Origin of the sequence: Nonomuraea sp. NPDC050790 (assembly GCF_044456745.1) — a bacterium.
Classification (GTDB): domain Bacteria; phylum Actinomycetota; class Actinomycetes; order Streptosporangiales; family Streptosporangiaceae; genus Nonomuraea.
This window is the reverse complement of the sequence record NZ_JBITGF010000014.1, coordinates 48,873-63,439: the sequence shown is the minus strand read 5'-3', so window position 1 is coordinate 63,439 and position 14,567 is coordinate 48,873. Positions and strand designations below refer to the sequence as shown.

15 protein-coding genes are annotated in these 14,567 nt (G+C 72.2%); 12 read left to right on the top strand and 3 right to left on the bottom strand.

Translation table 11 applies throughout. From position 1 onward, the window contains the following. Positions 1-2: 2 nt before the first annotated feature. Positions 3-830 (top strand): amidohydrolase family protein, encoded by an 828-nt coding sequence (locus ACIBEJ_RS46565; protein ID WP_397189432.1) that lies wholly within the window; start codon positions 3-5, stop codon positions 828-830. Beyond that, positions 827-1,900 carry an alanine racemase gene (locus ACIBEJ_RS46560; RefSeq protein ID WP_397189431.1) on the top strand — a complete coding sequence of 358 codons (1,074 nt, stop codon included), beginning with the start codon at positions 827-829 and terminating at the stop codon, positions 1,898-1,900. The genes ACIBEJ_RS46565 and ACIBEJ_RS46560 overlap by 4 nt, the downstream gene beginning before the upstream one ends. Here ACIBEJ_RS46560 and ACIBEJ_RS46555 read toward each other — a convergent pair. Next, a complete protein-coding gene (locus ACIBEJ_RS46555; RefSeq protein ID WP_397189430.1) occupies positions 1,843-2,313 on the bottom strand; it encodes a hypothetical protein in 471 nt (156 codons plus the stop codon). The two genes, ACIBEJ_RS46560 and ACIBEJ_RS46555, sit on opposite strands and share 58 nt — an antisense overlap. Before the next feature lie 63 nt (positions 2,314-2,376). On the opposite strand from ACIBEJ_RS46555, the gene ACIBEJ_RS46550 reads away from it, so the two are divergent. The 10 genes from ACIBEJ_RS46550 (at position 2,377) to ptsP (ending at position 11,780) form a co-directional block, all read left to right on the top strand. Next, a complete protein-coding gene (locus ACIBEJ_RS46550; RefSeq protein ID WP_397189429.1) occupies positions 2,377-3,192 on the top strand; it encodes an SDR family NAD(P)-dependent oxidoreductase in 816 nt (271 codons plus the stop codon). Between the two features lie 85 nt (positions 3,193-3,277). After that, complete coding sequence (locus tag ACIBEJ_RS46545; RefSeq protein ID WP_397189428.1) at positions 3,278-4,861, top strand: exo-alpha-sialidase; 1,584 nt, start codon at positions 3,278-3,280, stop codon at positions 4,859-4,861. A 126-nt stretch (positions 4,862-4,987) separates the two neighbouring features. After that, on the top strand, positions 4,988-5,749 hold the full coding sequence (locus ACIBEJ_RS46540; protein WP_397189427.1) for a DeoR/GlpR family DNA-binding transcription regulator: 762 nt from the start codon (positions 4,988-4,990) through the stop codon (positions 5,747-5,749). Further along, positions 5,746-7,095, top strand: coding sequence for a hexose kinase (locus ACIBEJ_RS46535; RefSeq protein WP_397189426.1), 1,350 nt, complete (start codon positions 5,746-5,748; stop codon positions 7,093-7,095). The genes ACIBEJ_RS46540 and ACIBEJ_RS46535 overlap by 4 nt, the downstream gene beginning before the upstream one ends. A gap of 2 nt (positions 7,096-7,097) precedes the next feature. After that, entirely contained in the window at positions 7,098-8,189 is a 1,092-nt protein-coding gene (gene mtlA, locus ACIBEJ_RS46530) for a mannitol-specific PTS transporter subunit IIC (protein WP_397189425.1), read from the top strand. Continuing rightward, positions 8,186-8,494: a PTS lactose transporter subunit IIB gene (locus ACIBEJ_RS46525; RefSeq protein WP_397189424.1), complete on the top strand. Its 309-nt coding sequence runs from the start codon at positions 8,186-8,188 to the stop codon at positions 8,492-8,494. Before mtlA ends, ACIBEJ_RS46525 begins: the two co-directional genes overlap by 4 nt. Then, positions 8,487-8,903 carry a PTS sugar transporter subunit IIA gene (locus ACIBEJ_RS46520; RefSeq protein ID WP_397189423.1) on the top strand — a complete coding sequence of 139 codons (417 nt, stop codon included), beginning with the start codon at positions 8,487-8,489 and terminating at the stop codon, positions 8,901-8,903. The genes ACIBEJ_RS46525 and ACIBEJ_RS46520 overlap by 8 nt, the downstream gene beginning before the upstream one ends. Further along, positions 8,900-9,895, top strand: a complete 996-nt coding sequence (locus ACIBEJ_RS46515; protein WP_397189422.1) for a zinc-dependent dehydrogenase — start codon at positions 8,900-8,902, stop codon at positions 9,893-9,895. Before ACIBEJ_RS46520 ends, ACIBEJ_RS46515 begins: the two co-directional genes overlap by 4 nt. Before the next feature lie 12 nt (positions 9,896-9,907). Beyond that, positions 9,908-10,186, top strand: a complete 279-nt coding sequence (locus ACIBEJ_RS46510) for an HPr family phosphocarrier protein (protein WP_397189421.1) — start codon at positions 9,908-9,910, stop codon at positions 10,184-10,186. Next, entirely contained in the window at positions 10,179-11,780 is a 1,602-nt protein-coding gene (ptsP, locus tag ACIBEJ_RS46505; protein ID WP_397189420.1) for a phosphoenolpyruvate--protein phosphotransferase, read from the top strand. The genes ACIBEJ_RS46510 and ptsP overlap by 8 nt, the downstream gene beginning before the upstream one ends. A 134-nt stretch (positions 11,781-11,914) precedes the next feature. Here the strand turns inward: ptsP and ACIBEJ_RS46500 are convergent, their stop codons facing one another. Beyond that, positions 11,915-12,910: a hypothetical protein gene (locus tag ACIBEJ_RS46500; RefSeq protein WP_397189419.1), complete on the bottom strand. Its 996-nt coding sequence runs from the start codon at positions 12,908-12,910 to the stop codon at positions 11,915-11,917. Between the two features lie 512 nt (positions 12,911-13,422). Continuing rightward, positions 13,423-14,343: a hypothetical protein gene (locus ACIBEJ_RS46495; protein ID WP_397189418.1), complete on the bottom strand. Its 921-nt coding sequence runs from the start codon at positions 14,341-14,343 to the stop codon at positions 13,423-13,425. Positions 14,344-14,567: the final 224 nt, after the last annotated feature.

Genomic DNA, 14,567 nt, shown 5'->3' with positions numbered 1-14,567 from the left:
CGATGATCGACGTGCACACCCACTGCATGCTCGCCGAGGACTGGGGCTGCGAGTGGGACGACCACTGGCGGCCCGTGTACGGCGGGGCCTGGCAGGACGTCACCCCCGAGGACTACGACCGGGCCATGACCGGCGTGCGGGCGGCGTTCGTGTTCGGCATCAGGGCCACCTCGGCCGGGGTCGCCACCTCCAACGAGCACGTGGCCAGGTTCTGCGCCGACACCCGCACCGAGACGGTCGGCTTCATGGCGCTCGACCCCACCGACCCCGACGTGCTGGAGCAGCTCGCCGACGGGGTGGCGCGCGGGCTGCGCGGCATCAAGCTCTACCCGGTGCTGGCGCACTTCGACCCGCGTGACCCCGCCCACGACCCCTTCTACGCGGCCGCCGCGCGGGCCGGGCTGGTGGTGCTGTGGCACATGGGCGCGACCCCGAGTCCCGCGGGCGACCTGGATGTCACCAACCCGCTCACCGTGGACGCCGTCGCCCGCCGCCACCCCGGGCTGACGCAGATCATCGCGCACATGGGCCACCCCTGGCAGCGCGAGACCATGATCGTGCTGCGCAAGAACCGGCGGGTGTTCTCCGACGTGTCGGCGAGCTGGGCCAGGCCGCTGGACGGGTACCTGTCGCTGGTGCGCGCCCAGGAGTGGGGTGTGGCCGACAAGCTGCTGTTCGGATCCGACTTCCCGCTGTGGACGCCGGACGAGGCGGTCAAGGGCCTGCGCGCCCTCACCGGCATCCGCGTGCCCGGCCTGGAGGGCGTGCGGCAGGAGACCCTCGACGCGCTGCTCGACGCCGACCCGCGCGCGCTGCTGGGGCTGGCATGAGAGTCCCCCTCGACGAACTGCCCACGCCCGCGCTGCTGATCGACCTGGCTCGGCTGGAGCGCAACCTCGCCGAGATGGCCGCGCTGGCCGCCTCCGCCGGGGTGGCGCTGCGCCCGCACTTCAAGGCGTCCAAGTGCGTCGAGGTGGCGCGGCGGCAGCTCGCCCACGGGGCCGCCGGGTTCACCTGCGCCACGATGAACGAGGTCGAGGCCCTGCTGGCGGCCGGGATCGACGACCTGGTCTGGGCGCACCAGCCGGTCGGGCCCGCCAAGGTGCGCTTCGCGGTGCGGACCGGGGTGACGGTGGCGCTCGACTCGGTGGCCGCCGCCCGGCCACTGGCCGCCGCCGCGCTGGGCGCGGGGGTGCGGCAGCCGTACCTGCTGGAGGTGGACACGGGGCTGGGGCGGGCGGGCGTCGCGCCCGCCGAGGCGGTGCGGACCGCCGACGAGCTGGAACGGCTGGGCGGGCTGAGCCTGCGCGGCGTGCTCACGCACGAAGGCCATCTGATGACCTACCTGGGCGATCCCGGCGGGCGGGAGAAGGCCGGGCGGCGCGTCGGCGAGACTCTGACGGCCGTGGCCGACGACCTGCGGGCGGCCGGGCACGACTGCGCGATCGTCTCGGTGGGCTCGACGCCCGGGGCGGCCAGCGCGCCGTTCGTGCCCGGCGTCACCGAGGCGCGGCCGGGCACCTACGTCTTCTACGACGGCAACCAGGTCGCGCTCGGCACCGCCGAGCCGTCACGGTGCGCGCTGACCGTGCTGACCCGGGTGGTGAGCGTGCCGAGGGGCGAGGACCTGGCCATCGTCGACGCCGGGCTCAAGGCCATGAGCTCCGACGCGTCGATCACGGGCCGCGGCTTCGGCACGGTGCTGGGCGTCCCGGGCGCGGACTTCGGCAAGGCCAACGAGGAGCACGGCTACCTCACCGGGGCGGACGGTCTGCGGGTCGGCTCCCTGCTGTCGGTCCTCCCCAATCACGGCTGCGGAGTCGTGAACATGTGGAGCGGCGCCTACGTCGTCGAGGACGGCTTCGCGGTGGACCGCTGGCCCATCACCGGCCGCCACTGAAACACCAGGACCGCACCCCCGAACAGCACCAACCCCAGGCCGGTCCCGACCACCTCGCCCGAGTGCGCGATCCATCGTCCGTCGCCGGGCAGCCGCGTGGCGGTGACCTGCGGCGGGTCGTTCCGTCCGTCATGGGCGACGAACGTGAGGCGGGTGCGCTGCGGCTGCCTGAAGCGGAGCGGGGCACCGACGCGCAACGCCGCCTGCTCCGCCTCGCGCAGGGCCGCGTCGTTGGCGCGCACCTGCTCCGGGCTCTCGCCCGAGCAGTGCCAGACCGTGCCGCCCTTGACCTCGACCGAGCCGCACGAGATGCGCGTGAACGTGCGCGTCTCCAGCCCCAGGGCGCCGGTGCCGACGGTGAGCACGGCGAGGCCCACCAGCACCGCGACCACCCCGGCCACCCGCATCACCACCCCTCCACCCTAGGCCGGAAAACCCGTTGGCGGCGGGGCGCCGCAGGTGGGCATGATGACGCAATGATCGACACCGGGCTGCGGGGACGCGTGGCGCTCGTGACGGGCGCCAACCAGGGGATCGGGGCCGCCACCGCGGTCGCGCTGGCCGGGCAGGGGGCGGCGGTCTTCCTGACGTACAAGCGGCTGGAGCCGGTGAACCATCCGGGCTTCCCCGACCGGTACGACACGCTGCGCGGCGCGGACGCCGGCGAGGTGGTCGAGCGGATCCGGCGGGCGGGCGGGGTGGCCGAGTCGGCGGAGGCGGACCTGTCCGACCCGGAGGCGCCACGCGGGCTGTTCGACCAGGCCGAGGCGGCGCTGGGCCCCGTGGAGATCCTCGTCAACAACGCCACCGGCTGGATCGGCGACACCTTCGCCCCGCGCGCGACCGACCCGCTCGGCCGCCCGCTGACGATGGTGGACGCGGCGACCCACGACCGGCAGTTCGCGGTGGACGCGCGGGCGGTCGCCCTGCTCATCGCCGAGTTCGCCCGCCGCCACGTCGCGCGCGGGGCGAGCTGGGGGCGGATCATCGGCCTCACCTCGGGCGGCCGCGACGGCTTCCCCACCGAGGTCTCGTACGGTGCCGCCAAGGCCGCCCAGGAGAACTACACCATGTCCGCCGCCCACGAACTCGGCCGGTACGGCATCACCGCCAACATGGTCTACCCGGCGGTCACCGACACCGGGTGGTTCAAGAAGGAGGACGAGGAGGCGCTGCGCGCGCTCAGCCCGCTGGACCACATCGGGCAGCCGGAGGACGTGGCGGACGTGATCACGTTTCTCGCCTCCGAGCAGGCCCGCTGCGTCACCGGCCAGCTCGTCAGGCTGTACTGAACGGCGCGTCCAACGTGGAAAGACCTTTCACGTTGACATGGAACGATATTTCGCATTACATCGCGGCAACCCCCCAGGAGGCCGTATGTTTCTCAAGGCGTTAGCCGTCGCCACCCTGCTCCTGACCAGCACGCCCGACCTGCAGATCATCAGCCCCGGCAACAGCACCTGCCGCCCGTGGGATCCCGCCCTGACCAGGGAACAGAACGAGACCGTCGAATGCCCCTGGTTCCCGTCCATCGCGACGCTCGCCAACGGCGACCTCTACCTCGCCTACAGCTGGAGCGTCTCCCACTCCCACTCCGGCGCGATCGCCGCGCGGCGCAGCACCGACGGCGGCCAGACCTGGTCCGCCCAGCAGATCATCGCCGACGACCCCGACCCGCTGACCGTCGACGTGAAGGAGCCCAGCCTCACCGTCCTGCGCGACGGCACCCTGCTGATGGCCTACTACGACTACCGGCCCTCCCGCGGCAACCGCCGCCAGGTCTACGTCAAGCGCTCCACCGACGACGGCGCCACCTGGTCCGCGCCGATCCTGCCGCCCAGCCTCATGTACGACAGCGGCAAGGCCAGCGTCGCCGTCAACGGCGAGATGGTCGAACTCGACAACGGCGACATCCTCCTCCCCGTGTACGGCTACCGCCACTACGCCGGCACGCTGGGCGGCTCGGCGGCCCACGTGCTGCGCAGCCGCGACGGCGGCCTGACCTGGACCAAGAGCGACGAGCGTGTCGCCATGTGGGCGGGCCCCGTCTACGACCCCGCCACCACCGTCGGCTACACCGAGCCCGCCCTGGCCAACCTGGGCGGCGGCCACGTGATGATGGTGGCCAGGACGTCCAACAACGGCAACGTCATGCGCGTCAGCCACTCCTACGACGGCGGCGACACCTGGAGCGCCCCGGCCGACGAGCCCACGCTCAAGGGCCACGCGCCACACCTGCTGAAGCTGCGTGGCGGCAGCCACCTGCTGACGTACGGCGACCAGTCCGGCACCTGGGTCGGCGGCCGTCCGGTGGCCGGGCGCATGTACATCGACTCGCGCGGCTGGTCCGCCACCCAGAGCCAGTTGATCTACCGCAACCCCGGCGTCTTCGCCGACATGAGCTACCCGGGCAGCGTGCAACTGGACGACGGCCGCGTCCTCACCGTCTACTACGACCGCGGCCAGGGCATCCTCGGCGGCAACTTCCTGACGCCCACCCCCGACCGGCTCGACCTGGCCGCGCTGCACCAGGCGGGGACGCTGACCGTCTCCACCGACCTCACCCACACCGCGCCGAGCCGGCCGTCGATGGGCCCGCTGGGGCCGATCGACGGTGACCTGACCTACTGGCACGCCGCCGGAGCCGGTACGGCCGCGCCGCCCGCCCGCTACTGGCAGGCCGATCTCGGCGCGGCGCACCCGATCACCGGGGTGGGCGTCGTGCTCAAGCCCGGCTACCACGAGTCGGCCAAGGTCGAGGTGTCGGCGACCGGGTCAGGCGACTGGCAGCAGGTGCGCGCGTACACGATGGCCAGGACCGACACCCTCGACTGGACCACGCTGGCCGCGCCGCGCGAGGCCAGGTACGTGCGCGTGACGATCACCGACACGAGCGGCAACGGCCACGCGATGCTCACCGAGGTCGCGGTCCGCGTGGCCCCGACCGGCTTCACCGGCTGACCGTCCCCGCAGAAGAGGGCGCGCGTCTCGCGCGCCCTCTTTTCGTTTCCATGCAGACCTTGACTAACAACAGGTACGGGTCTAAAACAAAATGAAACCACACGGAAACGGCGGTGAACCAACAGCATGTACGCCGAGGAGCGCCAGCAGGAGATTCTGCGCAGGGCGCGCGAGGCCGGTCGCGTGGACGTGGTCGCGCTGGCCGAGAGCTTCGACGTCACGACGGAGACCGTCCGCCGCGACCTCACCGTACTGGAGCGGGCCGGCGTGCTGCGGCGCGTGCACGGCGGGGCGATCCCGGTCGAGCGGCTCGGCTTCGAGCCGGCGCTGGCCGCCCGCGACGAGGTGATGACCTCGGAGAAGGAGCGCATCGCCAAGGCGGCCCTCGCCGAGCTGCCCGACGACGGCTCGGTGATCATCGACGCGGGCACCACGACGGGCCGCCTGGCCCAGGTGCTGCCCGCCGACCGGGAGCTGACGGTGGTCGTGAACTCGCCGCCGCTCGCGACCGTCCTCGCCACCAGGAACAACCTGACCGTGATCATGCTGGGCGGCCGGGTGCGCGGCCGTACGCTGGCCACGGTCGACGACTGGGCGCTGCGCCCGCTGGCCGACCTCCACGTGGACGTGGCGTTCATGGCCACGAACGGCTGCTCCGTAGCCAAGGGCCTCACCACCCCCGACCCGGCGGAGGCGGCGATCAAGCGGGCGATGATCGCGGCGGCCGAGCGGAGCGTGCTGCTCGCCGACCACACCAAGTTCACCAACACCTACTTCTCCCGCTTCGCCACGCTGAACGAGATCGACGTGGTGATCACCGACACCGGCCTCGACCCGGCCACCGCCGCGGACCTGGCCGAGGCGGGGCCCGAGGTGGTCCGCGCATGATCCTCACCCTGACGCTCAACCCGAGCCTCGACCGCACGATCGAGGTCGGCGAACTGGCCCGCGGCGCGGTGATCAGGGCGGGCGCGGCCAGGCTCGACCCCGGCGGCAAGGGCGTGAACGTCTCCCGCGCCCTGCTCGCCAACGGCGTCGTCTCCTGCGCGGTGGTCCCGTTCGGCGGCGACGAGGGACGGCGGCTGGTCCACCTGCTGGCCGACGAGGGGCTGGAGATGGTGATGGTCCCGGTCAGGGGCGCCACCCGCTCCAACGTCGCCCTGGCCGAGCCCGACGGCACCGTCACCAAGATCAACGAGCCGGGCACCGCGCTGTCCGCCGACGAACTCGACACCGTCGCCGAGGCCGTCCTGTCCGCCGCGCACTCGGCCGACTGGGTGGTCGCCTCGGGCAGCCTGCCGCCGTCGGTCCCGCACGACGTCTACGCCGTGCTCTGCCGCCGCTTCGCCGGCGCGGGCATCCACGTGGCCGTCGACACCAGCGGGCCCGCCCTCATGGCCGCGGTCGCCGCGGGTCCCGCGCTGGTCAAGCCCAACCGCGACGAGCTCGCCGACGTGACCGGCCGCCGCATCACCTGCCTGGGCGACGCCGTGGAAGCCGCCGAGAAGCTGCGCGCCGCGGGGGCGCGCTCGGTGCTGGCGAGCCTCGGCGCGGCCGGCGCCGTCCTGGTCACCGAGCAGGGCGTCTGGTACGGCAGGTGCCGCGTCGACGAGCCGCGCAGCACGGTGGGCGCCGGCGACGCCATGCTGGCCGGCTTCCTGTCCGCCCTCTCCCGCCACCCCACCACCACTACCCCAACCCCCACAACCTCCCCGGAAAACCGCTCCCCGGAAGACCGCTCCCCGGGCCTACGCCCCGCCGTCAGCCCCTCGGACCCGCGCCCTGCGAGCAGCCTTTCGGACCTGGGCCCTGCGGGCAGCCCCTCGGACCCGCGCCCTGCGGGCAGTCCGCCGGACTCGCGCCCTGCGGGCAGCCTTTCGGACCTGGGCCCTGCGGGCAGTCCCTCGGACCTGCGCTCCTGGAACGGCTCCGTGGACCTGGGCACCAGCGACGGCGCCTTGAGGCCCGGGAACCCGGCGCGGGGCAACCCAGCGCAGGGAGACGCGGCGTCCGGCGCCGAGGCGCGAGGGGACACCGCGCGGGGCGCCGGTGGCGGGCGGGGAGAGGGGTTGCTGGTCGATCCCGTCGTCTGTGAACGGGCCTTACGCGAGGCGCTGGCCTGGGCCGCCGCCGCCGTCGAGCTGCCCGGGAGCCGCATGCCAAGCCCGTCCGACATCCGCCGCGACCGTGTCCGGCTGCTTCCCGCAGATCCATCCACCCCCCTGGGAGAGTAACCATGGCCGACACCTACACCCCTCCGGTCACCGGGACCGGCGTCAAGGCCACCATCCAGCGCATCGGAGGCTACTTAGCAGGGATGATCATGCCGAACATCGGCGCGTTCATCGCCTTCGGCCTCATTACGGCCCTGTTCATCCCGACCGGCTGGCTGCCCAACGAGGATTTCGCCAAGCTCGTCTCCCCGATCATCAGCACCCTGCTCCCGATCCTCATCGGCTACACCGGTGGCCGCATGGTCCATGGCCAGCGGGGAGCGGTGGTCGGCGCGGTCGCCACCGTCGGACTGATCGTCGGCGCCACCATCCCGATGTTCCTGGGTGCGATGATCATCGGCCCGCTGGCCGCGTACGTGCTCAAGCTGGTGGACGGGTTCACCGAGGACCGCACCAAGGCCGGCTTCGAGATGCTGGTCGACAACTTCACCGCCGGCATCGTGGGCGGCGCGATGGCGCTGCTCGGCGCCTGGGGCATCGGGCCGATCGTCAAGGTCGTCACCGACGCCGCGGGCGACGCGGTCGGCTGGCTGATCGCGAACAACCTCCTGCCCGCCGCCTCGCTGCTCATCGAGCCGGCCAAGGTGCTGTTCCTCAACAACGCGATCAACCACGGCGTGCTCGGCCCGCTCGGGGTCGCGGAGGCGGCCAGGACCGGCCAGTCCATCCTGTTCATGCTGGAGTCGAACCCGGGTCCGGGCCTGGGCCTGCTGCTGGCCTTCATGTTCTTCGGCCCGAGGGCGATGCGCCCGTCCACCCCCGCGGCGATCATCATCCACTTCTTCGGCGGGATCCACGAGATCTACTTCCCGTACGTGCTGATGAAGCCCCGGCTGATCCTCGCGGTCATCGCGGGCGGCGCGGTCGGCATCTTCACCTTCATGATCACCGGCTCGGGCCTGGTGGCGCCGCCGTCGCCGGGCAGCATCTTCGCCTACCTCACGGTGACGCCGAGGGGCGGCTGGCTCGGGATGGGCGCCGGGATCCTGCTGGCCACGGCGGCCAGCTTCATCGTCGCCGCGCTCCTGCTCGGCTTCGGCCGGGGCGAGAAGAAAGAAGAAGAAGCGGAGAAGGAAGAGGTCGCAAGCGCATGAGCAGCATCGACAGCAAGGACATCCGCAAGATCGTGATCGCCTGCGACGCCGGCATGGGCAGCAGCGTCATGCTCGCCACCACCGTGCGCAAGCAGCTCAAGGGCACCGGCGTCGAGGTGGAGCACACTCCGGTCAACTCCATCCCGGACGACGCCGACGTGGTGCTCACCCACGCCGGCCTCGCCGCCCGCGCCCAGGCCGGCGCGCCGGGCAAGGTCATCATCCCCTTCCAGGTCTTCCTCGGCGATCCGGCCGTCACCAAGCTCGTGGACACCATCAAGAAGGGCGGGACCGTCGGTGCGTGAGGTGCTGGAGGCGCGAGCCGTACTCCTGCACGAAGGGGCGGCGACCCGCGAGGAGGCAGTCGCCCGGTGTGGCGAGGTGCTGGTCGAGATCGGCGCGGTGGCGCGGCCGTACGTGGCGGCGATGCTGGAGCGCGAGCGCTCCATCTCCACGTACGTCGGCGAGGGCGTGGCCATCCCGCACGGCATGTCCAAGGAGCACGTGCTGCGTGACGCGATCTGCGTGCTCCGCTTCCCGGGCGGGATCGACTGGGACGGCGAGCAGGTGACGCTCTGCGTCGGCATCGCCGCCAAGGGGGACGGCCACGTGGCGCTGCTGGCCGAGCTCGCCGAGATCCTGCTCGATCCCGACCGGGCCCGCGCGCTGCGCGAGGCCCCCGACGTAGACGCCGTCATGAAGGAGCTCACGTGAAGGTCGCCCGTTTCCACGCCCCAGGCGACATCAGGATCGAGGAGGCGCCGCGGCCGGAGGGCGGCCTGGTGATCCGGGTGCGCAACTGCTCGACCTGCGGCACCGACGCGAAGATCTACAAGTTCGGCCACCACCACATCAAGCCGCCGAGGGTGATGGGCCACGAGATCGCCGGGGAGGTCGTGGGCACCGGCGAGCGCGTACAGGTGATCGCGGCCATCCCGTGCGGAACGTGCGCGGAGTGCCGGCGCGGCCGGATGACGGTCTGCCCGAACCAGGAGTCGATGGGCTACCACTACGACGGCGGCTTCGCCGAGTACATGGCGGTGCCGGACAAGGTCGTCGCCGTCGGCGGCGTCAACCCCATCCCCGACGGGGTGTCCTTCGCCGAGGCGTCGGTGGCCGAGCCGCTCGCGTGCGTGCTCAACGGCCAGGAGCTGGCGCGGGTGAGCGAGGGTGACGACGTCGTGGTGATGGGCGCGGGTCCTATCGGCTGCCTCCACGTACGGCTCGCGCGCGCCCGCGGCGCGGCCAGGGTCTTCCTCGTGGACGTGAACGCCGACCGCCTGGCCAAGGCCGCCGCCCTGGTCCACCCGGACGCGGTGATCGACGGCGACGCCGTGGAGCAGGTGCTCAAGCTGACCGGCGGGCGCGGCGCCGACGTGGTGATCACCGCGGCCGCCTCGGGCGCGGCCCAGGAGCAGGCGGTCCACATGGCCGCGCGGCAGGGCCGGATCAGCTTCTTCGGCGGCCTGCCCAAGGACGACCCGATCATCCGCCTGGACTCCAACCTCGTGCACTACCGGGAGCTGACCATCGTCGGGGCGAACGGGTCGAGTCCCGCTCACAACGCCCGCGCGCTGGACCTGATCGCCTCAGGCCAGGTTCCCGTCGCCGACCTCATCACCCACAGGCTCGGCCTGGATGACGTGCTGGAGGCGATCGCCCTGGTCAGCAGGGGCGAGGCGATCAAGGTCACGATCGAGCCGTAAGGAGGAAGTGACATGGCAGAGCGTACGGTGGCCGTGGCCGCGCAGGCGGGCCTGCACGCGCGCCCAGCGAAGCTGTTCGTCCAGGCGGCGACGAAGCTGGGCGTGCCGGTGAAGATCCGCGTCGGTTCGGGCAAGGAGGTCCCGGCCAACAGCATGCTGGGCGTGCTGTCGCTCGGCGCCGTGCGGGGCACCGAGGTGACGCTGTCGGCCGCCGACGGCCCCGAGGGCGAGGCCGCCCTGGACGAGCTGGCCGCCATGCTGGCCCGCGACCTGGACGCGGCAGATGCCTGACCTGCGCGGACTAGGCGTCAGCCCGGGGCGTACGGCGGGCCCCGTCCTGCTCATGGCCGCCGCGCCCGCGCTCCCGCCACCAGGACCTCCTCTGTCCAGGCGGGCGGGGACGGCCGCCGTGGCCGCCGCCCTGTCCGCGGTCGCGGCGGAGCTCGACCGGCGGGCGGGACGGGCCGGCGGCGAGGCCCGCGACATCCTGGAGGCGCAGGCCATGATGGCCGCCGACCCGACGTTGCTGCAGGCGGCCGAGGAGCACGTCGTCGCCGGCATGGACGCCGCCCACGCCCTCGACACGGCGTTCGCCGAGCACCGGGCGGCCCTGGTCGCCGCGGGCGGGTACTTCGCCGAGCGCGCCGCCGACCTCGACGACCTGCGCAACCGTGCCGTGGCCGCGGCGCTGGGCATGCCGATGCCCGGCGTGCCCGACCCGGGCCACCCGTTCGTGCTGGTGGCCGAGGACCTCTCCCCCGCCGACACCGCCGGGCTGAGCGCGGACGTGCTGGCGCTGGTCACCGAGAAGGGCGGGCCGACCAGTCACACCGCGATCCTGGCCAAGAGCAGGGGCCTGCCCGCCGTCGTCGCCTGCGCCGGCGCCCTCGCGCTGGAGGAGGGCACGCTGGTGAGCGTCGACGGCAGCACCGGCGAGGTCCGCGCCGGCCTCGACGGCCCGGCCGCCGAGGAGGTCAGGCGTCTGGCCGAGGCGGAACGCGCCGAGCTGGCCCACAGCAGCGGGCCGGGCAGGACCGCCGACGGGCACCCGGTCAAGCTGCTGCTCAACATCGGCTCGGCCGCGGACCTGGCGGCGCGGGCGGAGGGCGTGGGCCTGTTCCGTACCGAGCTGCTGTTCCTGGACCGCAGGAGCGCCCCGGCCTTCGACGAGCAGGTGGCGGCGTACGCGGAGGTGTTCGCGGCCGTCCCCGGCGCGATCGTCAGGACGCTGGACGCCGGGACCGACAAACCGCTGCCGTTCCTGGACCTGCCCGCCGAGCAGAACCCGGCGCTCGGCATCCGCGGCCTGCGCGTGGACCGGCTGCGGCAGGAGGTCCTGGACACCCAGTTGGCCGCCGTCGTCGAGGCCGCCCGCGCCACCGGCGCCGAACCCTCGGTCATGGCGCCCATGGTCAGCACCCCGCGCGAGGCCGCGGACTTCGCCGGTCGGGCCCGCGCGGCCGGGATCCGCCGCGTGGGCGTCATGATCGAGGTGCCCGCCGCCGCGCTCCTGGCCGAGGCGATCCTGGCCGAGGTCGACTTCCTCAGCATCGGCACCAACGACCTGGGCCAGTACACCTTCGCCGCCGACCGCCAGCATCCCGCCCTGGCCGACCTGCTCGACCCCTGGCAGCCCGCCCTGCTCAGGCTCGTGGAGATGTGCGCGGCCGCGGGCCTCGCCGCGGGCAAGACGGTCGGCGTGTGCGGCGAGGCCGCCGGTGACCCGCGCCTGGCGCCGGTCCTGGTCGGGCTGGGCGTGACGAGCCTGTCGATGTCCGCGGTCTGCGTCCCCGCCGTACGCACGGCGCTGGCCGGGCACACCCTGGAGGAGTGCAGGACCCTGGCCAAGGCCGCCCTGCGGCCGGATAACCCCGGTCCCCGCTAAAGAGATCGCAAAGCCGCCTTATCGAGGATCAGCCGTGCTCTACCGTTTTCCGCGTGGCCCCCACCGCCACTCTGGATGGTTCCCCCGTCCGCAGAAAGAAAATGGGAGCCCGGTGCCGCGCCGGGCTCCCTGTTTCACACCAGCGATTCCACGTCCGTCCATAGATATGTGACGTTGACCCAGTCGTTCGTGGTCATTCCGAGGTCCTGCCAGAAAAGCTCGTCCGCCAGGTCGATGCCCGCGGGATTGCGCACTTTTCGCGATCTGTCGTCGCGCCCCGAGTTGTATCCGTCGAGATATGCCGCCTGCGCCTGTGGTTTTCCCTGTGGCAGGTCGGCCCACATGTCGCGGGTGGCGGCGTTGTTCCAGTAGTCGTCGCGGACGTTCCACGGGCCGACGTCCCAAATCGGCGCGATGACGCAGCGGGTGGCGTAGCAGATCTTGACCTCGTAGGCGCGCTCCGTGGTGTCGGCGTTCAGCGCCCTTCGTGAGGGCAGGGCGACGAAGCGGTCCGTGGTGGCGATCGTGTGGCCGTTGGCGGTCTTGTCGCCGATCTGGCCGATCCGGGTGGCGAAGACGCGGCTGGTCAGCGGCTTGGGCGCGGGCTCTGTCACGGCCTCGGGCCGGCCTCGGGCGGGGTCGACGACCAGGAGGCGCAGGCCGTACACCTCGGGGCCCTGGCCGGCGCCGCGCTGGGTCAGCGTGATCCTGGCCTGGAGCTGGGTGGAGGAGGCGGGCAGCACGACCTCGTCGGAGCCCTGCCTGGCCTCGCGCCACTCCGTCCAGCGGGAGGACCGGGTCTGGCCGCGCAGTTCGAGCAGGACGTCGGAGCCGGGGGGCAGGTCGGCCATCATGATCGGCCGGATGCGGTTGGCCAGGGAACGTGTGCCGATCGCGGTGGTGACGTAGAAGCCCTGGCGCTCCTCGCCACCGGTGGCGGTGGCCGCGAGCTGGGGGCCGAGTCGCAGGCCACGTGTGGTGTGGGCGACGTTGAACTGGCTCATGCCGTCCGTGGTGAGATCGACGGCGAAACTCTGGCTGGCCGTGGCCACGCCGGGTGGCAGAAGCCAAAAGACGGCGATTCCGGCGGCCGCCCCGGTTTTGCCGATCCTGCTGAGCACTTTTCGCATTCCCGCCCGCTCCTCGCTTGCCGTACGCGATGCATGTTCGGGGCGCTTATCGACTTAGTCCGACATCTCCGTCTCTGACGCCCCGACGGGTCATACCCTCGGGTCTGGACGCCATAGAAAACAGACGGTATGGACGCTGTCATGAAACGGGATTTGCGCGGGAGAAAGAAGTTATTTCGGGCATCTGCGAATTTTCCCCGAAAAGCAGGACGGCCGACGGCCGTGCTCGGGCACGGCCGTCGGCGGTTGTCCACGTGAGTCACCACCGGGCTTCGGTGAAGCGGGCACCATCACCTCGCTCGGTGGGCTGCGCGTCAGGAAACGCAGACCTCACGCCACACATCTGGTCAGAGCCCACCGCGCACAGTGACGCGGGCGGGTCGTGACCGCAGCCGATCTGTTCACGCCCGGCGAAAGGCACCGTGACGCCGGACGGGTGCGGAAGACGGATGGGGGGCTGCTCTGTGCGGCGAAGGGTCTCGCGGCTCCTTCAACGCACGAGGGAGTGACTCTTAGTGAGCCGCCAGTTCGCCGACGGCGCCGGTGGTCGGAACCGAGGACCCCAGCGCGTCACCCACAGCCTCGGGGGCGCCCTTCGACTGCGCCAGCGGCGACGCGGCGAGCGGGCCTTCGACGAGCGGGGCGATCTCGTCGAGCGGGACGTCGGTCCGCGGACCGGTGGCGCGCTGCGCCATCGGCTGCCTGACCTCGGGGCTGCCCAGGACGGGCGCCAGCTCGGTGGCCACCGCCTCCGGCATCGCGGACTTGAGCGCCATGTTCGGGCCGCTGAGCAGGTCGTGGGCGGAGACGGCGCCGACCTGGTGGGCGGCGGTCGTCGCCATGAACGCGGCGTGGTCGGTCTGACCGGCCAGGCGCTCGGTGACCTGCGGCACCGCCACCTCGGCGGCGGGCTTCAGCGCGGGGGCGTGCAGGATCTCGTCGGCGCGCCCGGTCAGGGAGCTGACGACACCCGGAACCGGGTCGGACTCGTGCTCCAGCCGAGCGACCTCGCGCCCGTTCAGCAGACCGAAGTCCAGCGGCGAGCTCTCCGCGCCGGTGAGGGCCGGCTCGAACGGGCTGCGCGGCTCCACGCCCGCGGCGTTGGCCGCGTCGTTCAGCGGCAGGCCGTTGCGGAAGGTGCCCTGGGGGATGAGGCGGGCGGCGCCTTCCACGGAACGAGCCGTGCCGTCGGCGGTGCGGGTGACCCCGTCCACCGGGTTCTTGCTCTGGGTGAGCGCCGAGAGCGGGCTCGTGAGGGACATCAGCGGGTTCTGGCCGCCCCCGCCGAGCAGGCTGCTGCCGCCGCCTCCGCCGAGGAGGCCGCCCAGCGGGTCCCCGCCACTCCTGGCCTTGGCCAGGGCGGGTCCGGCCAGCGCCGCGGCCATTCCCAGGCAGGCCACAGCTATGGCCGTGCTTTTGACTATGCGATTCATGATTGCCTTTCCGGGCTGTGATCGGACGTGTTCGCGATTACGCATGACCTACGAACCGATTACTCCGAAAGCCGCGACGTGCGCCCTGTGGACACCACACAAAGCGCAATCGCGGCCGAGCTACCGGGAAAGTTCTATCACCGCGTCCGGACCTCATCCGACGACGTTGAACTATGTGGGCACAGGCTTTGCCTTTCACAGCCGCCGATTACCACAGTTAATTC